General features: G+C 62.3%; 21 protein-coding genes and 1 riboswitch. Of the genes, 14 read left to right on the forward strand and 7 right to left on the reverse strand.

Going from position 1 to position 24,691, the window contains the following annotated elements; genetic code table 11:
- Positions 1-35: 35 nt before the first annotated feature.
- Positions 36-2,237, reverse strand: coding sequence for a polysaccharide biosynthesis tyrosine autokinase (locus tag B0E46_RS01925; protein WP_077553990.1), 2,202 nt, complete (start codon positions 2,235-2,237; stop codon positions 36-38).
- Between the two features lie 34 nt (positions 2,238-2,271).
- Positions 2,272-2,925, reverse strand: coding sequence for a low molecular weight protein-tyrosine-phosphatase (locus tag B0E46_RS01930; RefSeq protein WP_343124466.1), 654 nt, complete (start codon positions 2,923-2,925; stop codon positions 2,272-2,274).
- An 85-nt stretch (positions 2,926-3,010) separates the two neighbouring features.
- Between B0E46_RS01930 and B0E46_RS17145 the strand changes: the two genes are divergently transcribed.
- The 8 genes from B0E46_RS17145 (at position 3,011) to B0E46_RS01965 (ending at position 11,972) form a co-directional block, all read left to right on the forward strand.
- Positions 3,011-3,280: a hypothetical protein gene (locus B0E46_RS17145; protein ID WP_139350382.1), complete on the forward strand. Its 270-nt coding sequence runs from the start codon at positions 3,011-3,013 to the stop codon at positions 3,278-3,280.
- 218 nt (positions 3,281-3,498) lie between these two features.
- Entirely contained in the window at positions 3,499-3,762 is a 264-nt protein-coding gene (locus B0E46_RS01935; RefSeq protein WP_077554166.1) for a hypothetical protein, read from the forward strand.
- Between the two features lie 175 nt (positions 3,763-3,937).
- Positions 3,938-4,966, forward strand: coding sequence for a polysaccharide biosynthesis/export family protein (locus tag B0E46_RS01940; protein WP_077445875.1), 1,029 nt, complete (start codon positions 3,938-3,940; stop codon positions 4,964-4,966).
- Positions 4,967-5,291: 325 nt separating this feature from the next.
- The gene (locus B0E46_RS01945; RefSeq protein ID WP_254425004.1) at positions 5,292-5,888 is read left to right on the forward strand and encodes a YjbF family lipoprotein; all 597 of its coding nucleotides are present in this window, start codon (positions 5,292-5,294) and stop codon (positions 5,886-5,888) included.
- A complete protein-coding gene (locus B0E46_RS01950) occupies positions 5,885-6,667 on the forward strand; it encodes a capsule biosynthesis GfcC family protein (RefSeq protein WP_077553992.1) in 783 nt (260 codons plus the stop codon). Before B0E46_RS01945 ends, B0E46_RS01950 begins: the two co-directional genes overlap by 4 nt.
- Before the next feature lie 235 nt (positions 6,668-6,902).
- A complete protein-coding gene (locus B0E46_RS01955; protein WP_077553993.1) occupies positions 6,903-8,960 on the forward strand; it encodes a YjbH domain-containing protein in 2,058 nt (685 codons plus the stop codon).
- A gap of 344 nt (positions 8,961-9,304) precedes the next feature.
- Positions 9,305-10,969: an APC family permease gene (locus tag B0E46_RS01960; RefSeq protein WP_077553994.1), complete on the forward strand. Its 1,665-nt coding sequence runs from the start codon at positions 9,305-9,307 to the stop codon at positions 10,967-10,969.
- A 304-nt stretch (positions 10,970-11,273) separates the two neighbouring features.
- Positions 11,274-11,972 (forward strand): CDGSH iron-sulfur domain-containing protein, encoded by a 699-nt coding sequence (locus tag B0E46_RS01965; protein WP_077553995.1) that lies wholly within the window; start codon positions 11,274-11,276, stop codon positions 11,970-11,972.
- 19 nt (positions 11,973-11,991) lie between these two features.
- On the opposite strand, the gene B0E46_RS01970 is transcribed toward B0E46_RS01965, so the two are convergent.
- The 4 genes from B0E46_RS01970 to B0E46_RS17605 form a co-directional block, all read right to left on the reverse strand.
- Complete coding sequence (locus B0E46_RS01970; protein WP_077445864.1) at positions 11,992-13,101, reverse strand: homoserine dehydrogenase; 1,110 nt, start codon at positions 13,099-13,101, stop codon at positions 11,992-11,994.
- Positions 13,098-14,285: a cystathionine gamma-synthase gene (gene metB, locus B0E46_RS01975; RefSeq protein ID WP_077553996.1), complete on the reverse strand. Its 1,188-nt coding sequence runs from the start codon at positions 14,283-14,285 to the stop codon at positions 13,098-13,100. The genes B0E46_RS01970 and metB overlap by 4 nt, the downstream gene beginning before the upstream one ends.
- A 37-nt stretch (positions 14,286-14,322) precedes the next feature.
- The gene (locus tag B0E46_RS01980) at positions 14,323-15,354 is read right to left on the reverse strand and encodes a homoserine O-succinyltransferase (protein ID WP_077553997.1); all 1,032 of its coding nucleotides are present in this window, start codon (positions 15,352-15,354) and stop codon (positions 14,323-14,325) included.
- A gap of 85 nt (positions 15,355-15,439) precedes the next feature.
- Positions 15,440-15,555, reverse strand: a riboswitch (SAM riboswitch).
- 139 nt (positions 15,556-15,694) lie between these two features.
- On the reverse strand, positions 15,695-15,832 hold the full coding sequence (locus B0E46_RS17605) for a hypothetical protein (protein WP_168171112.1): 138 nt from the start codon (positions 15,830-15,832) through the stop codon (positions 15,695-15,697).
- A gap of 205 nt (positions 15,833-16,037) precedes the next feature.
- Between B0E46_RS17605 and B0E46_RS01985 the strand changes: the two genes are divergently transcribed.
- From B0E46_RS01985 to fusA, 5 genes are all read left to right on the forward strand, one after another.
- The gene (locus B0E46_RS01985) at positions 16,038-16,763 is read left to right on the forward strand and encodes a 2OG-Fe dioxygenase family protein (protein ID WP_077553998.1); all 726 of its coding nucleotides are present in this window, start codon (positions 16,038-16,040) and stop codon (positions 16,761-16,763) included.
- A gap of 231 nt (positions 16,764-16,994) precedes the next feature.
- Positions 16,995-18,104, forward strand: coding sequence for an acyl-CoA desaturase (locus B0E46_RS01990; protein ID WP_254425006.1), 1,110 nt, complete (start codon positions 16,995-16,997; stop codon positions 18,102-18,104).
- Positions 18,105-18,219: 115 nt separating this feature from the next.
- Positions 18,220-18,576, forward strand: a complete 357-nt coding sequence (locus tag B0E46_RS01995; protein ID WP_077554000.1) for a DUF1304 domain-containing protein — start codon at positions 18,220-18,222, stop codon at positions 18,574-18,576.
- Positions 18,577-18,590: 14 nt separating this feature from the next.
- On the forward strand, positions 18,591-19,265 hold the full coding sequence (locus B0E46_RS02000; RefSeq protein ID WP_077554001.1) for a M24 family metallopeptidase: 675 nt from the start codon (positions 18,591-18,593) through the stop codon (positions 19,263-19,265).
- Between the two features lie 240 nt (positions 19,266-19,505).
- Positions 19,506-21,635 carry an elongation factor G gene (gene fusA / locus B0E46_RS02005; protein ID WP_077554002.1) on the forward strand — a complete coding sequence of 710 codons (2,130 nt, stop codon included), beginning with the start codon at positions 19,506-19,508 and terminating at the stop codon, positions 21,633-21,635.
- Positions 21,636-21,768: 133 nt separating this feature from the next.
- On the opposite strand, the gene rhtA is transcribed toward fusA, so the two are convergent.
- The gene (gene rhtA, locus B0E46_RS02010; RefSeq protein WP_077554003.1) at positions 21,769-22,653 is read right to left on the reverse strand and encodes a threonine/homoserine exporter RhtA; all 885 of its coding nucleotides are present in this window, start codon (positions 22,651-22,653) and stop codon (positions 21,769-21,771) included.
- Positions 22,654-23,052: 399 nt separating this feature from the next.
- On the opposite strand from rhtA, the gene B0E46_RS02015 reads away from it, so the two are divergent.
- Entirely contained in the window at positions 23,053-24,654 is a 1,602-nt protein-coding gene (locus tag B0E46_RS02015) for a peptide chain release factor 3 (protein ID WP_077554004.1), read from the forward strand.
- The last annotated feature ends 37 nt before the right edge of the window (positions 24,655-24,691 follow it).

A 24,691-nucleotide genomic window follows, 5' to 3' on the forward strand; every position in this document is an offset into this window, starting at 1 on the left:
GACGGGTAAATGCAAACCCTACCTTAGCTACAAACTCACTTGGCAGTCTTGTACTCGTAGTAGCCGTAGGAGTAATAGCCCGCACTGCGCTTCTCCACGGCGTTGAAGATGGCGCCCTTGACCTCCACACCATTCTGCTCGAAGCGCTGTTTGGCCAACGCGATTTCGCGCGCCTGATTTAGGGCGAAGCGCACCACCAGCAAGCTGGTACCAGCCTGATGGCCAATGATGGCGGCATCGGTAACCGCCAGAATCGGTGGAGTATCAATGATGATCAAGTCGTACAGTGGCTTCAGTTGATCTAGCAATGCGGTGAACTTGGCGTTCATCAGCAGCTCGGAGGGATTCGGCGGTATTTGGCCACGGGAGATGAAGTACAGGCTATCCAAAGGCGCAATCATGCGAGTCGCTGCCTCTAGATCAACCTGACCCGAAATCAGTTCGGAAAGGCCGTTATCGGCTTTGCCGCCCACCACTTTGTGCAATGCACCTTTGCGCATGTCGCCGTCAATCAGCAACACCCGCTGACCGCTCTGGGCAACGACAGCCGCCAAATTGGCGGAAACGAAGGTCTTACCAGCTTCGGGGCTGGAACCGGATATCATCAACACATTGTTTTTCGCCTCCAGGCGGGCGAAATGCAGGCTGGTGCGCAGGCTGCGCAAGGCTTCAGTAGCCAGGTCCGCCGGGGAATTTATCACCAGCAGATGTTGTTTACCGTCACGATGCACATGTTTGCCGTGCATGGAGATCGCTTGCTCTCCCACACTGATCGGAATCGAGGCGTACACCGGCAGACCGAGCTGTTCGATGGCAGAGGGATCTTCCACGCCACGATTGAGCATCTGGCGCAGGAACACGAAAGCAATCGCTAGAAAGCTGCCGAGGAACGTGCCTCCAAATACAACCACCAGTTTTTTCGGTCTGACTGGCTGAGTAACATCCACTGCCGCCTTGTCGACAATGCGTACATTGCCCACCGTGCCGGCGCGGCCAATATCCAGCTGCTGGGCCTGATTAAGCAGGCCCGTGTAGGTTTGATTGCTCACCTGGACATCGCGGGTCAACCGGAGCAGTTCCTGTTGGGTATCCGGCAGGTTGCCGACCTGCTTGTCTATGCCATCCTTTTGCGCCTGCAGCTGACCGATCTGTTGCATCAGCGCCTGATAAGCCGGGTGTTGCGGAGTAAACCTACGCTCAATGTCAGCCAGTTGCATGCGCAACTGCTGGATGTTGGTTTCAACCGCGACCTCCTGGGTCAGCAGTGCCTTGGTCTGCATCGTGATATCTACGGAATTTGCGCGAATCTGGAATGCATTCAGTGCTGCAGTGGCTTTTTCAAGATCACGACGCACATTGGGCAGTTGCTCTTTGACAAATTTCAGACTGTTTGCCGCCTCAGCCGAATTGCGGTCCACATTCTGTCGCACATAAATTTCACTGACTTGGTCAAGTAGTTGAGCAGCCAACTCAGGATCTGCACTTTCGTAAGTCAACGCAATGATGCCGGAATCCTTGCCCTGCTCACTGGCATTGATGCTCTGTTGCAAGTTGTTGATGACCGCCAACTCACGATGACGGATGACATTAAAATGCGTCCCAGGATTGGCGACCAGGTCTTTAACCTGCATAGTCACACCATGCCCACTGACGTACTGTCCCATTTGGCCGTTGACCAAGGTGCCGCCATCATTGTCCAGCAGCGTATAAGTTCCGCGCTCACCTGCGATCAGGACTAATGGTTTGTCTAACAGAGAGGTAGGGACATCCATCTGGAAGATATCCAGTTTTGCTCCACCCCAGTCATAACGACTCAGTCCCAATTTAGCTGGAGCCACTGCACCAGATTGCTCAGGCGAATAATGGCCCGCAATGAAATTTCCGATTAGTGGAAATCGCTGCGGACTAACCTCCATGGTCAGATTTAGGTTATTAACTGCCTTGCCAATCACGGTCCGTGAAGTAATCAATGCAATCTCAGTTGTTGCCTCCGAGTTGGAAGCACCGAGCGTCTGCGTGATCGCGCTTAAGCCCGGTAGATCCGGTACCTTCTGCTCAACTTGAACGACTGCATTAGCCTGATAGATCGAAGTGGCCAGCAATGCATATGCGATGCTGATCAGGAAAAATATGCCAGTGACAATACCGATCAACCATTTATGGTCATTTAGCGTGCCTAGCAACGCACCCAGATCAATTTCGTCATCGCGCTGCGATAGGTCTTGTGTAGCGGCCATCGAGGTGGTTGTCCCTTAGTTTATTTGATGATGCTTAGAGGTAACGCAGCCAGCTATCAACGCCTTGCTTGATCATGCCGTAAACATGATCGAAAGCTTCTCGCTGCTGACGATACGGGTCGGGAATATCACGTCCCAACAACCATTTATCCAGCAAAAAGATCTTGCCGTTAGCTTCGGGGGCCAACCGCGTCATGGCGCCCACATGACTTTTTTCCATGCTGAGCACTAGATCAGCCTCGCGCAACATAGCCGGGGTAAGCTGGCGCGCACGATGCGCCGTTCCATCTATGCCATGCTCCGCTAGCAGCTGTAACGCGGCAGCATCCATCCCGCCCCCTATCAGCGCACCTAGACCTGCACTACCAAGCTGGATATCACGTGATACCAGATGTTGACGTAACAGGTATTCGGCTGTCGGACTACGACAGATGTTGCCTATACAAACAATCAATATCCGTTTGAACACTGTACTGAAATACTCCTCAAGCCCTGCTAGAGATCGGGACAATCGCTGGTGATCTCGCTGCTTGCAGGTACATCCAACCAAGCCAGCGGCTCCTCTCAGCATCTCTTCCCACACGCCCATGTACATACCCATCTCGACATGTACAACTATGCCTTCCGGTCGGCCGGCTAGTATAGCCAATACCATGTACATGAAAGGCTTATCTAAGATTTGATGCATATGGACCCTTCAGCTTCATTGCAGCTATACTCAATGCAGGCGCGCCTACAATTTGTGAAAGCGCGGTTACCCGGGGACCTTATCCATGAAGAAGTTGATCGTTGCGCTTCTGGCCGCAGGCCTGATGGGCTCTGCATTTGCTCAGCCGGCTTCGCCGCAAGGTGGCCAGCAATCTGCACCGCCTCCACCCGCTAGCCTCGCACCGTCCGTACCTGGTGCAAAGACTGCCAGCACGGAGTCTCTGGGTGATCTGACCCCGTTTTATGTCGTGGCAGGTATCGCAGCCGTCGGCGTGATTGTCGTCGCCAGCGGGAGTAGCGGCGGGAAAAAGGCCGCAACTACCGGGACGCACTGACAGGCGTCTTCGTTCAAAAGCCGTGCCGGGTACGCCCGGCACGGCTTTTTTGTGCCTATCGAGAGGAGCTATTCCAAAGCATTCTGGACAGAATTTTAGATAGCAAACGCTGCCTAGTCAGGTAAGGGCATGAGAGTAGCCACGATGCTTCCTTCACGTAGAGTGCGGGTATACTCTTGCACGTCCACCTCTGGACCCTGGTCACAAGGAGCTATTTTATGAAGAAGATGCTTGCCACCCTTCTTGCTTCCAGCATGATGGTCTCGGGATTTGCACAGGCCGCCGCCGCACCTCAGCCCAATGACCAGAACCAATCATCGCAGCCGGCAGTTGCTGGCGCAGCTGCCGCCAGCTCGGCGTCTTCCGGCGGCGTCACCGCTGCTACTGTTGTAGGTGTCGGCATTGTTGTTGCCGCTGTTGCCCTTATCGCCGTCGGCGCGCACCGCAACGGGCATACCAGCGGCACTACCGGGACTCATTAAGTCTCCGCCTTACGGTGTCAAAAACGTGCCGACCCATTCGGCACGTTTTTTGTGCCTGCCGTTCGCCTTCCTGAACATCGATGAGCCACACCTGATCGTGAAAAAATTATCCTCCTTGACCCTTATTGCCCTCACGGCACTTCTGCATGGCTGCATGTGGGCGCCGGGACAGCACATGTCTACCAGCAGTCTTGTCCGTGGTGATTCTGCCGACAATAGCCATGTGGAGCTGATACCGATCACCCCGAAGTTGCTGGCGATGAACCGCGCTTCGGCACAAGCAATTGCCATTCCAGATGCGCTGCTGACGTACCAGCCTGAGCCCTATCGTATTGGTCCAGGCGACAGCCTCTACATCACCGTCTGGGATCATCCGGAGCTGACCTCGCCAGCTGGCCCACAGCAGGCAACCATTGCCAATGGCCGTCTCGTGCGCTCGGATGGCACGCTGTTTTATCCATATATTGGCGGCCCCTTGAGGGTTGCCGGCATGACGATCGAGGAACTGCGCGAAGCAATAACCAAAAAGCTCGCCACCTACGTTGCGAAGCCACAGGTTGATGTCAGTGTTGTCGGTTATGGAAGCCAACGCGTGCTGTTGCAGGGTGCCTTCATGAAAACCGACCCTCAACCGATCACAGCGGTACCGCTGACGCTGACGCTGGCGTTAGGCATAGCCACCATCAACACCGAGCAAGCTAATCTGTCTGGCTTGGTACTGAGCAGGGATGGACATGATTACCACTTGGATTTAGATGCGCTGAACAGCGATAGAAATGTGGCGAGAGATATTTATCTGAAGCCGGGTGATCGTCTATTTCTGCCTTACAACGATCGCCAAGAAGCCTATGTCGTGGGTGAGGTGAATCATCCCTTGGCCATCCGCTTCAAGACTTCCGATCTTACGCTGAACCAAGCGCTGGGCCGTGCTGGTGGTCTCAACGAGACTACATCCAAGGGCAAGGCGGTTTATGTGATCCGTGGTGTGGAAGATCTCGAACAAGCGCCAGCCAAAGTGTTCCAGCTCGATGCGCGATCGCCAGTAGCATTTGCCTTGGCCAGCCAGTTCAAGGTGAAACCAGGTGATGTTGTATTCGTTGGCCCTGCTGGCGTTACTCGCTGGAATCGCCTACTGAGCCAGTTGTTACCGGTATCAGGCCTGATCAGCAGCGCGGCCAGTGCAAATTACGAACTGGGCCATTGATCCTCGTTGGAGCGTGAAAACGCCTGTGGGGTTTGACTTGAGTCGCAATGCTTGTGCATCTCGTCGAATTTCGAGGCTGTCGCGATGGAAATCGCTTCCACAAGTTTTGGCAATCGCGTAGACAATGCCCTTTTAAACAGTTCAATACTGTGCCAGATAAGAACATGAGGACCCAGGCTTGCAACCGGATCAGCTGACGAACACTGCATGCACAACGACGTCGAAAGCATGCTCAGCTGCGAGGTACGCGACGCCAACGCGATGCTGGCCTCGTTCCTTGCTTGCAGGTTCTTTGCTGCTACTGAGCTTGCATGGTTGCACGGACTTGTCGCGCTCGTCGGTCGACACCATGAAGCTGGCAGTGCAGCGTCACCCCCACGTCGAACCTACCGCCGCCGAGGTAGCTGCCAAACCGTATTACCAGATGCAGGCGACCAGTCCTGACGGTAGTGCGGTCCTGATTCTCGGCAACCTGGATGGTCAGCGCCAGGCGTGGTACGGCACCCATCAGGTCGTGGTGTTCCTTGAGCATGGTCGGATCGTGCAGACTGCCGGCCTGCATCAGAACCTGGATGGACTGCAGCTGCCTGCCAATGATCCCTTCGCGCGTGGACTGCAGACGCTCACCGCACCGGTGGATTACAGCTACACGCAGGACTGGTCGCCCGGCTACCGCTATGGCGTGCATGTTGATGCCAGACTGATACCGGCCGGCACTGAACAGATCAGCATTCTCGGCACCACCCATCAGGTATTGCGCGTGGATGAGCGGATCAATGCGCCGGCTGCGCATGACCGCACCATCAATCACTACTGGGTCGATCCCCAGGATGGCTTCATCTGGAAGAGCGAGCAGCAGGTGGCTCCAGGTCTGATCCTGCAACTGCTGCAACTGCACCCGTACCGGGAGAAGCAGGGATGAGGCGCGCGCTGCGTTGCGCGTATGCGCTGGCCTTGCTGGCGACGTCGACAGCGGGATTTGCTGCAGCCATGCAGGTGCAAGTGGGCGGCGCCGTGACCACGGAGAGAACGGCCATGCTGAAGGATCACGCCCGCCTCAGCGATGCCGCACTCGCCGCCCGGCCGCTTCCAACGGCCTACATGCTTGGAGCAGCATGGCTTCGCCCGAGCCTGCGGGAATCGCAGCAGCGATTGAAGGCAGGCATATTGTTTGACTTGACCAGCCTGCAGCAGCGCGCCATCAGCAAGGACAAGCCGGAGCTGGCCACGCTCGCCGGCAACCTGCTGGACTGGATCAAGCCGATGCCGGTCACCGGGAGGCAGCCGGCCTTGCTCGATCCGCGCGCGGTGGAGGTGGATGCGCCGGAGAACCATCCGCTTGCCGACGGCGATCGCCTGTATTACCCGTTGCGCCCGGACACCATCCGCGTGGTCGGTGCCGTGCGACAGGCGTGTTCCCTGCCATTGGTGCCGCTGCAGGATGCCCGTCTCTATCTGGCGTCATGCCCAATGGCCGACCAGGCCGATCGGGACACGATCTATGTGATCGAACCGGATGGCCGTATGTTCGTAGAGGATGTCGCCCTGTGGAACCGGACCGTGCCGAAGATGCTGGCGCCGGGCGCCTTGATCTACGTGCCGCTGAGTACTCACGCGATCAAGCCGGTTGACCCGTCATTGAACGACGACCTGGCTGCGTTTCTGGCGACACAGTTGTTGCCGGGGCCGGGGGTGGAATGATGGATTTCTGGCAAGAGCTTCACCCCCTCCCTACCTCCCCCTGCAAGCAGGGGGAGGAGCTGAAGCCGCAGCGTGCTGATTTGGGATCTTGTCCTTCACCTGTTTGCGGATGGCGTTCACCACGGCTTTCTGACGCTCTCTTGAGAAACCACTACAGGAACCCGTGGGTTTGAACACCAGGCTCCAACTTATCCGTCGTCGCTGCACTTGCCTGCTACCGCTGGCCGGCTGGTTGATGGCTTGTTCTGTACATGCGCAAAACGCACCTACGCAGAGCGACTGGGGTGGTGCCGGGCTATGGCAAACCCCGACCGCGCGGATGGCTGATGAAGGCGAGGTGGCGTTCACCGCCGACCGCACCTCGCCGTATACCCGCTACAACTTCACTCTGCAGCCGCTGCCATGGCTGGAGGGAGTTTTCCGCTATGTGGACATCTCCAATATCCCCTATGGGCCTGAATCGCTGAGTGGTACTCAGAGCCTCAAAGACAAGTCGATCGACGCCAAGGTGCGGCTGTGGCAGGAAAGTCGCTACCTGCCGGCGTTCGCGGTCGGCATTCGCGATCTGGGCGGTACCGGCCTGTTCTCCAGCGAATATTTCGTCGCCAACAAGCGCTTCGGGCCGGTCGATGCGAGCCTGGGTCTGGCCTGGGGTTACATGGGCGCCCGCGGCGATATCGGCAATCCGTTCGATATCATCAGCGACAAATTCAGTGTCCGCCCCACCGGCACCTTGGGCAGCGGCGGCGAGATCAGCGGCAACCGTTACTTCCGCGGTCCCACCGCCCTCTTCGGCGGCATCAGCTACCAGACACCATGGCAACCGCTGATCCTGAAGCTGGAATACGAGGGCAACAATTACAAGCACGAACCTCACGACGACAACCAGCAGCAACGCACGCCCGTCAACGTCGGTGCGGTTTACAGGCTCAATCGAAACATCGACGTGAGTCTGGCCTTCGAGCGTGGCACCACCGCGATGTTCGGCTTCACCTTGCACACCAACCTGGCCCAGGACACCGGGCCGGCCAAGCTGCTCGATCCACCGCCGCCCGTGCGCGCGCAGACCCCGCCCACGCAGTCGCCGGAACAGGTGGATTGGGCGACGGTCAGCAAGGATCTGCGCAGCAACGCCGGCATCGAGGTGTCCAAGATCACCCGCCGCGACAGCGAAATCGTGGTCACGGGCGAGCAGAAGCGTTACTTCTATCCCGCCAAGGGCGTGGGGCGCACGGCCCGCGTGCTGGACAACCAGCTCGGACCGGACATCGACTGGTTCACCGTGGTGGACACCCAGGCAGGCATGCCGATGGTCGCCACCAGCGTGCATCGGCAGCGCTTCGATGACCTGCTCGACTACAACATCGACCTGCAATCGTTCCGCCGCAGCGTCGAACAGGACACGCCCTTGCCGCAGCACGAGGAAGTGCTGTACCAGGCCACGCCGAAGAAATTCGATGGCGGCCTGGCGCTCAACTACAGCCAGTCCCTGGGTGGCCCGAACGCGTTCATCCTGTACCAAGTGTCTGCCGACTACGACGCCGACTACCACTTCACCCCGAACCTGTGGTGGAGCGGCGACGTCAGCGCGAACCTGCTCAACAACTACGACAAGTTCACCTACGACGCGCCGAGCGAGCTGCCACGCGTGCGTACCTATATCCGCGAGTACCTCACCAGTTCGACCATCACCATGCCGGTGTTCCAGCTGACCACGACCCAGCGCCTGGACACCGATCTCTACGGCATGGCCTATGCGGGCATGCTGGAGAGCATGTTCGGCGGTGCCGGCGGCGAAGTGCTTTACCGTCCGATGGGCGAGCGCTGGGCCATCGGCGCCGACGTCAACTGGGTCAAGCAGCGCGGCTTCGATCAGGGTTTCACGTTCCGCGACTATCACGTCGTCACCGGCCAGGTGACCGGCTATTTCGACCTGGGCTACAAGGACGTCACGCTCAAGCTCAGTGCCGGCCGTTACCTGGCAGGCGACTGGGGCACCACCATCGATATCTCGCGCAAGTTCAGCAACGGTGTGCAGATCGGCGCCTATGCCACCTTCACCAACGTGTCGGCCGCGCAGTTCGGCGAAGGCAGTTTCGACAAGGGCATCTACGTGTCGATTCCGTTCGATCTGATCCTGCCGGGCTCGCACGTGCGCAGCGCCAATATCCTGTGGGAACCCCTGCTGCGCGATGGCGGCGCACGCCTGGACAAGCGCTACAACCTGTATGACCTGACCAGCGATCGCGACAGCGACCTGTTCCAGGACAACCTGAAGATGATTACCGAGTAGGTACACGCCATCTGCTGCGGATGCGATTTCAGGGAACCATGCGTGAACCGTATTGGATGTCATCCCGGCGAAAGCGGAATGTTGCCACGGGAATGTTTCAGGGTTCCCTGAAGAGCATGCCGAAAACCATCGTCATTCCTGCGAAAGCCGGGATGACGAGCAAAAACCGGTTTCGAGGCTCCCCTGAAGTCACTCCGGTGAATGCAGAAGACGCGTTTCAGGCAGCCCGAACTCGCCAAGCAGCAAGTCCGCGTCACCCAGATGACCTGTGACGGGTGACAGGCGGCGGGCACTCTGCAACCATCAGACTCTTTCAGCGCATCAACGCCCGCGCAGGAGCTTCCATGTCCTCATCCAGCCCTCTCCGCCGCGACGTCGGCCCGTTCGCCCTGATGCTTACCGGCCTGGGCTCGATCATCGGCTCCGGCTGGCTGTTCGGCGCATGGAAGGCGGCAGGCCTGGCCGGGCCCGGCGCGGTATGGGCGTGGGTGCTGGGTGCTGCGATCATCATGACGATTGCGCTGACCTATGCCGAACTGGGCGCGATGTTTCCCGAGTCCGGCGGCATGGTGCGCTACAGCCATTACTCGCATGGCTCGCTGGTCGGCTTCATCGGCGCGTGGGCGAACTGGATCGCTATCGTGTCGGTGATCTCGGTGGAGGCCGAGGCCTCGGTGCAGTACATGTCCGGCTGGAAGTGGCAATGGGCGAAGGACCTGTACGCGCATGTGCCGGGCGGACAAGGAGAGCTGAGCCATATCGGCCTGGCTATCGCTGCGGTGCTGGTGATCGTCTATTTCCTGATGAACTTCTGGAGCGTGAAGCTGTTTGCTCACTCGAATACCGCGATCACCGTGTTCAAGCTGGTGGTGCCGGCAGCGACCGGCCTGCTGCTGATCGCCAGCGGCTTTCATCCTGAAAATTTCTCGGTCGGCATCCACGGTGGCGCGCATGTGACGGACTTCGCGGCCATCCTCACTGCCGTGGCTACCGCCGGCATCGTGTTCAGCTTCAACGGTTTCCAGAGTCCGGTGAATCTCGCCGGCGAAGCACGCAATCCGGGCAGGAGCATCCCGTTCGCGATCGTCGGCTCGATCGGGATCGCCACCGTCGTCTACGTGATCCTGCAGGTCGCCTACATCGGCGCGGTGCCGCCGGATCTGCTGGCCAAGGCCGGCTGGCACGGCCTCGATTTCAGCTCGCCGTTTGCGGACCTGGCGAAGATTCTCGGCCTGTTCTGGCTGGCTAACCTGCTGTTCCTCGATGCATTCATCAGCCCCAGCGGCACCGGCATGACCTACACCGCCACCACTGCGCGGATGATCTACGGCATGGAGCGCAACGGCACGCTGCCGAAGATCCTCGGCCTGGTGGACCCGAAGTCGGGCGTGCCACGCCCGGCAATGTGGCTGAACCTGGTGGTGTCGTTCCTGTTCCTGTTCTTCTTCCGCGGCTGGGGCACGCTGGCGGCGGTGATCTCGGTAGCCACGATCATTTCCTACCTCACCGGTCCGATCAGCGTGATGACGCTGCGTCGCACCGCGCCGGAACTGCACCGCCCGCTGCGCCTGAAAGGCCTGCCAGTGCTCGCCGGCATCGCCTTCATCATGTCGACCGAGCTGCTGTACTGGGCAAAGTGGCCGCTGACCGGCGAGATCATCCTGCTGATGGTGGTGGCATTACCGGTGTACCTGTACTACCAGGCCAAGAGCGGTTGGCACGACTTCGCGCGTCAGATGAAAGGTGCGTGGTGGCTGGTGTTCTACCTGCCGACACTGGCCTTCGTCTCATGGGCCGGCAGCACCACCTTCGGCGGCCAGGGCTATCTGTCCTACGGCGTGGATCTCGCGGTGGTCGCGGTGATCGGCCTGGTGTTCTATCTGTGGGGTGTGAAGTCCGGCTGGCGGACGCCGTCGGTGGAAGCGGCGCAACTGGAAGCGCAAAGTGATCCGGCCTCGCCGTTGGTGCCACCGGATGAGGCGACAGCAGAGCGCATCACCGGGCACTGAGCTTCGATCATTTGACCAAACAAGAACGCGTGGCTCATCGCCGCGCGTTTTTTGTTTCGAATGCTCCCATCCGACTACATCCGCGCCTGACAGCAGCAGCAGTGGGGATAGCCCGAATAACTCGTCATCCCAGCGAAAGCTGGGACCCAGTGCCGTTGCAAGACACTGAAGACGCTGGATTCCAGCTCTTGCCCCCTGTTCGGGGTTCGCTGGAATGACGGGCAAAGACTTATTCAGACCATCCTTAGTTGTAAAGTAAACACTTGGATCGTGGCCTTCACGTTGCTCAACCGAGGGACGTCAGATGAATCCGCAGAAGCCAGTCGGTGCGCGAGTCAAGATTTCGAAGAACGGCCCCTATCTCGTTTCGGGCGGCCTGCCTCTGCACAAGGAGACTATCGGCACGAACGAGGATGCCGAGTCGACAAAGTGGGAAAAGGGGCAGCAGTATGCTGCGGAGGAGCAATACGCACTGTGTCGCTGCGGCCATAGCGCGAACAAACCGTTCTGCGACGGCACGCATGCGAAGGTCGATTTTGACGGCAGCGAAACCGCGAGTCGCCAGCCATATCTCGAACAGGCTCAGGTCATCCGCGGTCCGACCATGTCGCTGACCGATGTCGAGGGCCTGTGCGCGTTCGCACGCTTTTGCGATCCGCATGGCCAGGTATGGAATCTGGTCAACCAGACCGACGATCCCTCCGCCGCCAAGCATTTCGTCAGCCAGACTTGTGCCTGTCCGTCGGGGCGACTGGTGGCCTGGGACAATGCGACCGGCAAACCGATCGAGCCCGCGCTTGAACCATCGATCGGCCTGATCGAGGATCCTGCGCAGAACTGTTCCGGACCGATCTGGTTGCGTGGCGGCGTGCAATTGATCGGTGCCGACGGCTTCGAATACGAGGTGCGCAACCGCATGACCCTGTGCCGCTGCGGCGAGTCGCAGAACAAGCCGTTCTGCGACGGCACACATGCATCCATGGGATTCAGCGACAGCGAATGAGTGCGCTGACCAAGCAGCATCAGGCCAGCGCCAGTACATCTCCCAACAACGCCTGTGCGGTCACTTCCGGCCCCGCGCCCGGCCCCTGGATCACCAGCGGCTGGGTGTTGTAGCGGGTAGTAGTAAGGGCGAACTGGTTGTCGGTGCCGTACAGGCGCGCAGCCGGATGAGTCAGCGGCACTTCGACCAGACCGACACGGGCGCGGCCGCGCTGGTTCAGGCGGGCGAGGAAGCGCAGCACGCAACCGCGTGACTTCGCGTCGGCATGCAGCTTCGCCAGCGGCTCGTCCAGTTCCTCCAGCCGTGCGAGAAAGGACTCGGTATCCAGCGCACGCAACGGCTCGGGTACCAGACCCTGTACATCCACCTCGTCGGTGCCGAGCGAGAAACCGGCATTGCGGGCGATGATCAGCAGCTTGCGCGCCACGTCCTCGCCAGAAAGATCCGAGCGCGGATCGGGCTCGGTGTAGCCCAGTCGACGCGCCTCGCGCAGCAAGGCAGAGAATGGCTGGCTGCCGTCGTACTGGTTGAACAGCCACGACAGCGAACCGGAGAACACACCTTCCAGCGTGAGCAGGCTGTCACCGCAAGTGCGCAAACGGCGTAGCGTGGACAGCACCGGCAGGCCGGCTCCAACAGTGGCCGAATCGCCATAACAACCGCCATTCGCGACCGCCGCCTGCAGCGCACGCCAGCCGGGCAGTTCGCCGCCCGCCAGCGCCTTGTTCGCGGTGACCACGTGACAACCACGCGCCAGCCATTCAGCGTGGCGTGAGGCCAGGGACACGCTGGCGGTGGCGTCGACGATCACCTTCACCGCCGCACCGCTGGCATCCAGCACCTTGAGCAGGTGGGCGTTGTCACGCGTATCGCCCTGACTGTTCAGCTGCTCGCGCAGGCTGCGATGGGCCAGATGGACCGGATCGGTCTGCTGGCGACGCGAGTTGGCCGCACCGACCAGCCGTACGCTGACCGCAGCCGACGTATTGAGCAGCTTCAACAACGCGCCACCGACCACGCCGGTACCCAGCAGCACGATGGCAATCGTGGGCGCGGTTCCAGTTGCAAGGGTGGCGCGCGGCAGCTTCCGGTCAACCGCAGCAGCCGCTTCCACCAGTACCGCGCTCATGCGATCACCCGGCGTTTGGATTTATCCACGGCGACGGCACGCAGCAGCGCCGCATCGAGATCACGCAGCAGGTCGTCGCCATCCTCGATGCCCACGGACACCCGCAACAGGCTGTCGGCGATACCGGCGGCGTGACGCGCCTCCACCGCCATCGACGAGTGCGTCATCGAGGCCGGATGCGCGATCAGGCTCTCCACGCCGCCCAGCGATTCGGCCAGCGAGAAATACTGCAAGCCATCGACGAACGCTTCGATCTGGGTCACATCGCCTTCCAGCTCGAAACTGAGCATGGCGCCGAAGCCCTGCTGCTGGCGCGCGGCCAGGGCATGCCCAGCGTGACTGGCAAGACCGGGGTAATACACCTTGCGTACGGCGGGGTGGGCATCCAGCTGCACGGCAATGCGTTCGGCGTTCTCCTGATGCTGACGCAGGCGTACCGACAGGGTACGCAGACCGCGCAAGGTCAGATAGCTGTCGAACGGCGCGCCGGTGAGACCGTTGCAATTGGCCCACCACTTCAGCTGCTCGAACACGGCCGGCTCACGCGCCACCACCGCGCCGCCGACCACGTCGCTGTGGCCGTTGATGTACTTGGTGGTGGAGTGCACCACCACATCAGCGCCGAGCAGCAACGGCTGCTGCAGGGCCGGCGACAGGAAGGTGTTGTCGACCACTACCAGCGCACCGACCGCATGCGCGGCCTGCGCCACGTGGCGGATGTCGGTGATCCGCAGCAAGGGATTGGACGGCGTCTCCACCCAGACCAGCGCCGGTTTCTGCGCCAGGCCGGCGGCGAGCGACACGCTGTCGGTCAGGTCGACGAAATCGACGCTGAAGCGCCCCTTCTTCGCCCACGCATCCAGCAAGCGCCACGTACCACCGTAACAATCATGCGCCGCGAGGACTTTCGATCCCGCCGGTACCAGTTCCAGCGCCAGCGCCACCGCCGACATCCCGCTGGACGTCACCACTGCGCCGGCGCCCTGCTCCAGTTCCGCCAGCGCGTTGCCGAGCAGATCACGGGTGGGATTGCCGCTGCGCGAATAATCGTAGGCACGCTTGCCGCCGAGGCCCGCGAAACTGTAGTTGCTCGACAGATGCAGCGGCGGCACCACCGCGCCGTGCTGGGTGTCGCTTTCGATGCCGGCGCGCACGGCGCGGGTACAGGGGGCGGACTCGCTCATGGGTGGATCTCCAGTTCTTGTCAGTTATCAGATGAAGTCAGGCGAGCGCTTCGCGCAACAGCGGCGCGAGCTGCTCGGGTTCCTTGAGGAAGGCATCGTGGCCGTACGGCGACTCGACCACTTCCAGCGTGGCCGGGCCATGCAGGCGGCGCTGCAGCTCGCACAGGTCGGCCAGCGGCACCAGCCGGTCGGACGGGAAGCCGATCAGCGTGGCGGGCGTCGGGATCTGCTCCGGCGCCACGTCATGCAGGTCGATCGACTCGGATAGCGCAAGGAAACGATCTGCATCGAAGCGCTCGACGAAGCGGCGTCCCTGATGCTCCAGATAGTCCTCGACCGGGAAATGGAAGCGCTCGTCACGCCATTCCGGGCCACCGGCAAAGCGCCGGCCGAATTCGCCGCTGCCGCGGTAAGTGGTGATTGCCAGCTGGCGTGCCAAAGCCAGCGCCTCGTCGACCCGACCGGTCGACTGGCCGAGCCGCATGATGCCGCGCTGCACGCTGCGCTGCGCGGTGGCCAGCGGATGCGGCCGGTGCGCGCCGGCCAGCAACAGCAGCCGATCGACGCAACGCGGATGGCGTGCAGCGAAGGCCAGCGCCACCATCGCGCCATACGAGGAACCGACGAAGGCATGCGCCTGCGGGATCGCCAGCGCCTGCAGCAGCGCCGCCAGCGCGTCGGCCTGATCCTCGCTGGATACCGAGTCGACGCCCAGCTCGGCCGGGGTCAGCCAGTCGATCGCCAGCACACGCCAGCGCTCCAGATCGATTGCCGCACCGGTGCCCACCAGCGCCTGCCACCAGCCCGGAGCACTGTCGCCGTCCAGTGCGGTGATATCGCGGCTGGCCGAGATGCCGCCCTGCACGATCAGCGTGGGTGCATCCGGCGCGCCGCACCACAGGTAGCGCACCTCGACCTCGCGCGGACCGCTGCCGTATTTGGGGGTGAGCTGCAACCGACGCGTGCTGCGCTGGGCGGTCAGCTGCGGGCGCGCGTGTCGCGGCTCCAGGCCCTCGACAAACGCGGCGTGACTGGTCTCGACATAGCGGGTTTCGGGCAGGAAGGTCATCTCGCTCTCCGGTAGGCATCGCCCTGCGCAGTACCGGAAAGGTCGCCACTCCGGGATCGGCAGCGGATAGCTGCGCTACGGATGACGCCCATCTACCGGTCGGTGCCGAAGCACCTCCGCAGGAGTTGGCACCGTGGCGGAAACGCTCCGCAGGTTGCCCCGGCTTCAAAGGGCCTGTCCCTCAGCCGGTCTCGATGAGTGTGGCGATATTGGACGCATGTCCTGCTCGTGTCAATAGACGTCTAAACATCTAAACGCATATATGTTTATTAGTCATAACGCTCTTCAGCCTACGCGAAGCATAAGCATGTCGCTCAACCACACCATTGCCGCAAGCCGATCACGCTGGCCAACCGGCAACCAGGAACACCTCCGGCGAAGCGGCGACGAAGATGAAGCCCCACCCTGGACTGGCACCGGCGCCGCCACGCTTGCCCCACAAGGGAATTCCCTGCGGGTGACCTGAATAATTCGTCATCCCAGCGAACTCCGGACAGGGGACAAGAGCTTGAACCCCGCGATGCTGCAAGGCACGAAAGACAAAAGCGCTGGATTGACCAGCTTCGTTGTTGTGGAGCTTTCCAGCCTTCGCTGGCATGACGGGCAAAATTTGTTCGACTGTCCCTGGCGGCAACGGCAGCCAGGTCGGCATCGCTTCATCCGCGTCCTGTTAACGTATCCGCATGACCGAACACCCCGATACGGCGATGCTGCACACCCGGCTGCAACGCGACGGCTTTGCCTTTCTCACCGCCGCCCAGATGCGCGACCTGCTGCAGATGCAGGCACTGGGCGACTGGCCTGCGTTCGTGGCCAGCTGGAACGAGCTGGGTCCTGACACCTATCTGGCCGCACGCGGGCGGCACCGGCGCCGGCGGCATGCCGTGTTCTCCGCCGACGCGAGCGGCGAGATCCGCCGCGAGCCGCACCAGCCGCATTACCAGAGCCTGACCTACAACGCGCTGCAGGGCGATATCCAGCGCTGGTTCGAGCCGGTGCGACCGGCGGTCGCCGAAGGCGCCAGCCTGCGCCGCATCCTTGCCTACTGCCGGGAGTTGTTCGGCGCCCTTGCGCCGGCTACCCGCCACTGGCATATCGAGGTGCATCAGTTCCGCATCGAGGCACGCGCCGACGAAGCCGGCGAGCCGACCCCGGAGGGCGTGCATCGCGACGGCGTCGACTACGTGCTGGTGCTGCTGATCGACCGCGCCAACATCGAGAGCGGCACCACCACCATCCACGCCCACGATGGCACCCTGTTGGGCAGCTTCACGCTCACCCATGCACTGGACGCCGCGCTGGTCGACGATGCCCGTGTCTGCCACGGCGTCACTGCGGTGACGCCGCTCGACCCCACACTGGCAGCCCATCGCGACGTGCTGGTGGTGACGTTCAAGGCGTCCGCATGAGTATTCTGCTTATCGCCGCCATTGTTACGACATCGTCAGCTGACGGGCGCCGCGCACGGAGTACCCCGGGCAGGCCGCGAATTTGCTGGAACGGCCATCAACGTCCGCGTTACGTCACACCTGTCATGATGTAGCCCACATCCTTCAGAAGGCAGGCCCATGTCCCTCGATTCACCTCATCGCAGGGACAACGCTGCTCCTCCTCCGCCACACCATGCCATCGGGGAGCGATTGAAGTTCAGCGGTGACAACTCCTTCCACCGCGAACTGCGCCGGCGTGTCGATGCCGAGTTCAAGCGCAGCGGTCGCCGCCAGCGCGACAGTGCGCAGATGTACCTGAAGACGGCGATCATCCTGGCCTTGTTCGCACTCACTTATGCGGCGCTGGTGTTCTTCGCGACCAGCGGATGGCAGGCCCTGTGGCTGAGCATCGTGCTTGGCGTGGCGACGGCCGGGATCGGTTTCAACATCATGCATGACGGCGGCCATCAGGCGTATTCGGAGCGTCGCTGGATCAACCGGCTGATGGCGATGACGCTGGACATGGTCGGCGGCAGTTCGTACATCTGGCAGTGGAAGCACGCGCGCTTTCACCATACCTGGGTCAACGTCGCCGGCCATGACAGCGACATCGACCTCGGCGTGCTGGGACGCCTGTCGCCACGGCAACCCCGGCGCCCGTGGCATCGCTGGCAGCATTTCTACCTGTGGGTGCTGTACGGCGTCACCGCGATCCGCTGGCATCTGTACGGCGACTTCCGCGACATGATCACCGGCACGGTCGGCGAGCGTCCGTTCGCGCGGCCACGCGGCTGGGACCTGGTCGTGTTCGTGGCCGGCAAACTGGCGTTCTTCACCCTCGCCTTCGGGCTGCCACTGGTCTTCCATTCGATCGGTGCCGTGCTGCTGTTCTACACGGTGACCGCCGCCGTCGCCGGCATCCTGCTGGCGCTGGTGTTCCAGATGGCGCATGTGGTGGAACAGGCGGCGTTTCCCGAGCCCGATGAAGGCGGTCAGCACATGGACACGCCATGGGCGATCCACCAGCTGCAGACCACGGTGGATTTCGCGCGCGGCAATCGCGTACTCAGCTGGCTGATCGGCGGCTTGAATTTCCAGGTGGAGCACCACCTGTTTCCACGCATCTCCCACGTGCACTATGCGGCGGTCGCCCGCGTGGTGGAAGAGACCTGCCGCGAATTCGGCGTGACCTACCTCGAACACCGCACGTTCGCTGCCGGTATCGCCTCGCATTACCGCTGGCTGCGGCGGCTGGGCCAGCCGGCGATTGTCGCCGCTGCTGTTCCCGTGCTGACGCCCGTGCCCGCAGTGCACGGCTGAGCGAGCCACAAGCCCGGCCCCGCACGTTTGCGGTGCATCGAAACGGCTGCGACACTTCGCTGCAAGACGCCGAGCACCGGGCGTCGCCACCCGCCTTTCCAAGGGAACCTGCGTCATGTCCATTGCCGCCCATGTCGTGATCGCCCTGATCGCCCTGCTGCACGTTTGGTTCCTGATCCTGGAGATGTTCCTGTGGACCCGGCCGTCCGGCCGCCGCGCATTCGGGCTCACCGCCGAATTCGCCGAACAGTCGAAGGCGCTCGCCGCCAACCAGGGCCTCTACAACGGCTTCCTCGCCGCCGGACTCATCTGGGGCCTCTGCCTGGGCAGCGCCGGTTTCGGCGTGAAGGTGTTCTTTCTCGGCTGCGTGCTGGTCGCCGGCATCTTCGGCGGCCTCACGGCGAGCAGGAAGATCCTTTGGATACAGGCGTTGCCGGCAGCCATTGGGCTGGCACTCGTCCATCTGGCCTGAGCAGGCAGATACCGATGGCGACACCCTCTGGCGAAACTGTCGGACAACGCTTCGATCCCGCCTTGATGCAGCACGCCCGCGAAAAATCCTGGGCTGCGCTGCACCGCATCCGCGAACGCATGCATCCGGGCATCAGCGAGGACGAGGCGAAAACCGGGGCGGCCGAGGTATTTCGCGAGCTTGGCTTCGAACGGCTGTGGCATCCGGTATTGATCCGCATCGGCGCGAACACCACCAAGACCTATCGGCAGCGCTCCGACCCCAGCGTGCGGCTGGGCGAGAACGACAGCTACTTCATCGACCTCGGGCTGGTATTCGACGGCCACGAGGGCGACGTGGGCGAGACCTTCGTGGTGGGCCATGCACCCGAGCGGCAGGCTTGCGCCGATGCCGCACGCAGGTTGTTCCATGAAGTGGCCGAGGTATGGCGTGTGCAGGAGTTGAGCGGCCAGGCGCTGTACGCGTTTGCCGGTGAACGCGCGCAGGCGATGGGCTGGCGGCTCAACCACGAAATCAAGGGACACCGGGTCGGCGATTTTCCGCATTCGGTGCACAAGGCCGGCGATCTTGGCGATCTGGAAGCAGCGCCATCGAGCGGACTGTGGATCCTGGAGATTCAGATCGCCCATCCGGACAAGCCGTTCGGCGCGTTTTACGAAGACCTGTTGAGCCGCCCCAGCGGAAAATAGGCCTCGGCATGACCGTCATGCAGCGCCTCATCCGCATCCCGTCGTCGCCCGCTGGCTGAACCGATCCGAGCAAGCTCGCCGTCTATCGGGTATCGTGCCGCGTCCCAAGCACTTGCACCCTGCCCGCGGGGGCGGCGCAAATCCAGCCCAGCCCGCAGGCATATTGAAAAACATCCCGGAGGACAGCATCTGAGCTGGCCTCTTCACGCTTGTCCTACGCCTCTTTTTGGAATCCAGACCGTGGCCCGCCAGAAACCTCTCTCGCTTTACCGCAACATCGGCATCATTGCGCACATCGACGCCGGCAAGACCACCACCACCGAACGCGTGCTCTATTACACCGGCAAGAAGCACCAGATCATCGACGTGCACGACACCAAGGACGGCAAGGGCTCGACCACCACCGACTACATGGAGCAGGAGCGCAAGCGCGGCATCACGATCCAGTCGGCTGCCGTCTCGGCCGAATGGAAGGGCCACCAGATCAACGTGATCGACACCCCGGGACACGTCGACTTCACCATCGAGGTGAACCGTTCGCTGCGCGTGCTCGACGGCGCCGTGGTGGTGTTCGACGGCGTGGCCGGCGTGGAACCGCAGACCGAAACCAACTGGCGCCTGGCCGACCAGTACAACGTGCCGCGCGTGTGCTACATCAACAAGATGGACCGCATCGGCGCCAGCTTCGCGCATTGCGTGAAGGGTATCCGCGAGCGCCTGAACGCGCCGGCCCTGCTGTGCCAGGTTCCGCTGGGCAGCAGCGACGAGTTCTGCGGCATGGCCGACCTGGTCGCCAACGTGGCCTACATCTGGCACTCCGACGACAAGGACAGCAAGTGGGAAACCGTCTCCTTCGAGGAGGCGAAGAACCGCCTGAAGTTCGGCTCCACCGTCGACAACGACTGGGTCGCCCAGCTGCCGAAGCTGCGCGAGGAGATGATCGAGCACGCGCTGGCGATGGATGACGCAGCCTTCGAGCACCTGATCGAGACCGGCGAACACGACCCGGCGAAGCTGAAGGAATGCATCCGCAAGGGCTGCGTCACCGGCAAGCTGGTGCCGGTGTTCTGCGGTTCGTCGTACAAGAACAAGGGCGTGCAGCAGCTGCTCGACGCCGTGGTCGACTACATGCCCTACCCGGGCGAGAACGGCGGCATCGCGATGGTCGACGAGGACGGCAACGTCATCGGCGAGCAGGAAGTGACCGACGACGCGCCGGCGCGCGCGCTGGCGTTCAAGGTGATCAACGACCAGTTCGGCACGCTGACCTTCTGCCGCATCTATTCGGGCGTGATCAAGAAGGGCGACACGCTGCAGAACGTCACCCGCGGCAAGAAGGAGCGCGTGGGTCGCATCGTGGAAGTGCAGGCCAACGCCACCAAGGAAATCGACGAGGTTCGCGCCGGCGACATCTGCGCCTTCGTCTCGATGAAGGACACCGAGACCGGCGACTCGCTGAGCGACCCGGCGCACCCGGCCCTGCTCGAGCGCATGCGCTTCCCGGATCCCGTCATCAGCGTGTCGGTCGAGCCGAAGAGCCGCAACGACGTCGACAAGATGTCCACCGCGCTCTACAAGATGGTCAAGGCCGATCCGTCGCTGCGCATGGAAGTGGATCAGGAAACCGGCCAGACCGTGCTCAAGGGCATGGGCGAACTGCACCTGGAAATCACCATCGACCGCATGCGCACCGAGCTCGGCGTGGAAGCCAACATGGGCAAGCCCAAGGTCAGCTTCCGCGAGGCCTTCGGCCAGACCGTCGAGCATACCTATACGCACAAGAAGCAGACCGGCGGCACGGGTCAGTTCGCCGAAGTGAAGATCATCTTCGAACCGGGCGAGCCGGGCACCGGCGTGGTGTTCTCCGACGAAGTGGTCGGCGGTCGCGTGCCGCGCGAGTACATCCCGGCGGTGGAGCAGGCCATCGCGAAGGAATCCCGCCAGGGCCAGGTCGCCGGCTACCAGGTGCTGGACTTCAAGGCACGCCTCGTCGACGGCAAGTTCCACGACGTGGACTCCTCGGCGCTCGCCTTCGAAATCGCCACCCGCGCCTGCTTCCGCGAGGCGCAGAAGATGTCCAAGCCGAAGCTGCTCGAGCCGGTGATGAAGCTGGAAGTGGTCACCGAGGCGACCTATCTGGGCGACGTGATCGGCGACATGAACCGTCGTCGCGGCTCGATCACCGAACAGGGCCAGAAGGGTGCCAATGCCTTCGTGCAGGGCTTCGTGCCGCTGGCCGAAATGTTCGGCTACATCAACTTCCTGCGCTCCGCCACCAGCGGCCGCGGCAACTTCACCATGATCTTCGATCATTACGAGGAAGTGCCGGCCAGCATGGTCGAGAAGCTGATGGAGAAGGAGGCCAGGTAAGGCTTCGCTTCATGCAGGGCGCCGACCTGGAAGTCAGCGCAGCGATTAAGGAACCCGGGGAGCGATCCCCGGGTTCTTTTTTTGCAAAGCTGCTTTGGAGAAAGTGGATGCGGCGGCGCCTTGTCGGCGGCGCTCAGTTGACCAGTGGTTCGGTCAGCACAGGCCGATGCACGCTCAACGCGGTGCCGGCCGCCGCCACGATGATCGTCCCGATCGCCAGCCACTGCAGCAGGCTCAGCCGTTCGCCCAGCAGCGCCACGCCGGCCATCGCCGCAATGGCCGGCTCCAGGCTCAACAAGGTGCTGAACGTGCGTGCCGGCAACCTGGTCAGCGCGACCATCTCCAGCGAATACGGCAACGCCGAGCTGAGCACCGCCACGCCCAGCGCATACGGCAACAGCGCCGGCGACAGCAGTGCGCTGCCGGCGTACGCGACACCGAACGGGATCGCCAGCAGCGCACCGATCGAGGTGCCCAGCGTCACCGCGTCCGCGCCGTAGGCCGCGCCCGCCTTCTTTCCCAGCACGATGTACAACGCCCAGCCCACGCCGGCGCCCAGCGCGTAGATCACGCCCACCGGATCGAGCGCCTGCACCTGCCCGCGCAGCGGCAGCAACAGGGCCAGCCCGGCCACCACCAGTGCGATCCAGACGAAGTCGATCAGCCGGCGCGAGCCGAACAGCGCCAGCGCCAGCGGCCCGGTGAATTCCAGCGCCACCGCGATGCCCAGCGGGATCGTGCGCAGCGACATGTAGAACACCAGGTTCATCGCGCCCATCGAGAGGCCATAGCCCCATAGCGCCCGCCAGTCGCGCCGGCCGCCGGAGCGCCGCCACGGCCGCCGCCACAGCAGCAGGATCAACGCGCTGAGCCCCAGCCGGTAGGCGGTAGCGCCCTGCGCTCCGACCAGCGGAAACAGGTGCTTGGCCAGCGACGCGCCGCATTGGTACGAGACCATGCTGATCAACAGCATGCCTACCGCAAGCGCGACCGGAGCCATGGTGGAACGTGATGACATGAGCGCAGCCGCGGCGGGAGAACAGTCCGCCCATGATGCCCGCAGAGCCTGACGAAACCCACCTTTTTGAAAGGCGTCCACCATGTCTGTTGGACGGTCAGAAGCTGCCACCTGATATACGCCCGAACGTATCGGCGTATGAAAGAAGTGTCCGCTTTCACGCTGTACGGATAGGCACGAAACACTGCGATGTCAGGTGCTCAGCTCGATTTGGCGAGCCCATTGTCGGCCTTGGTCACGAGATCGGCGAGCCGGAACAGCAGCCAATTACCGAGAAGGCGCCTGGCTCAGGCGGCGAACGCCCAGTGCTGGCGGTGGGTATTGGTGACGCAAGCGCTCTCAGGCCATCACCGGATCCAAGCTACAATTGACGGTTAGTGCTCAAGCCAACCGTGACCCATGTCCACCCAACTGCAAGAAACCCGCCGCCGCCGCACCTTCGCCATCGTCAGCCATCCCGACGCTGGCAAGACCACGTTGACGGAAAAGCTGCTGCTGTTCGGCGGCGCGATCCAGATGGCCGGCTCGGTGAAAGGGCGCAAGGCGGCGCGGCATGCGACGTCCGACTGGATGGCGCTGGAGAAGGAGCGCGGCATCTCGGTGACCTCCTCGGTGATGCAGTTTCCGTACGAGGGCAAGATCGTCAACCTGCTCGACACACCGGGACATGCGGACTTCTCCGAGGACACCTACCGCGTACTCACGGCGGTGGATTCGGCGCTGATGGTGATCGACTGCGCCAAGGGCGTGGAGGAACGCACGATCAAGCTGATGGAAGTCTGCCGGCTGCGCGACACGCCGATCATGACCTTCATCAACAAGCTCGATCGCGAGGGCCGTTCGCCGATCGAACTGCTGGATGAGGTCGAATCCGTGCTGGGCATCGCCTGCGCGCCGCTGACCTGGCCGATCGGCATGGGCAAGCGGCTGAAGGGCGTCTATCACCTGCTGCTGGATGAGGTGCACGTGTTCGAGCCGGGCAAGAACTTCACCCGGCAGGATTCGACCATCTTCAAGGGTCTCGATGCGCCGGGGCTGGAAGCGGCGATCGGCAGCGACGCGATGCGCGAGCTGCGCGATGAACTGGAACTGGTGCAGGGCGCGGCGCCTTCGTTCGACATCGACGAATACCTCGCCGGCAGGCAGACGCCGGTGTTCTTCGGCTCGGCGGTGAACAATTTCGGCGTGCAGCTGCTGCTGGATTTCTTCGTCGAGCATGCGCCCTCGCCGCGCCCTCGCGCCACGCTCACCCGCGAGGTGCAGCCTGAGGAAGACAAGCTCAGCGGCTTCGTATTCAAGATCCAGGCGAACATGGATCCGGCGCACCGCGACCGCGTGGCCTTCATGCGCGTGTGCTCGGGCACCTACAACGCCGGCATGAAGATGCTCCAGACGCGCACCGGCAAGGAAGTGCGCATCGCCAACGCGCTGACCTTCATGGCCAGCGACCGCGAGATCGTCGAGACCGCCTACCCGGGCGACGTGATCGGCCTGCACAACCACGGCACCATCACCATCGGCGACACCTTCACCGAAGGCGAACTGGTCAACTTCACCGGCATCCCGAACTTCGCGCCGGAACTGTTCCGTCGTGCCCGGCTGCGCGATCCGCTGAAGATGAAGGCGCTGCAGAAGGGCCTGGCGCAGCTGTCCGAGGAAGGTGCCACCCAGTTTTTCCGCCCATTGATGAGCAACGACCTGATCCTGGGCGCGGTCGGCGTGCTGCAGTTCGACGTGGTCGCGTACCGGCTCAAGGACGAATACAACGTCGACGCCAGCTTCGAGCCGGTGACGGTGACCACCGCGCGCTGGGTGCATTGCGACGACGAGAAGAAGATGGCCGAGTTCCGCGAGAAGAACGCGATGAACCTGGCGGTCGACGGCGCCGGCGAGCTGGTCTACATCGCGCCGACGCGGGTGAACCTGCAGCTGGCGCAGGAGCGCTGGCCACAGGTGCGCTTCTCCAACACGCGCGAGCACGCGGCATCGGTGGAACTGTAACGCGCCTTCGCGTGGCGGAAGTCACGCAGACGGGATA

The sequence above is a fragment of the Rhodanobacter sp. B04 genome (assembly GCF_002001125.1).
Taxonomy (GTDB): domain Bacteria; phylum Pseudomonadota; class Gammaproteobacteria; order Xanthomonadales; family Rhodanobacteraceae; genus Rhodanobacter.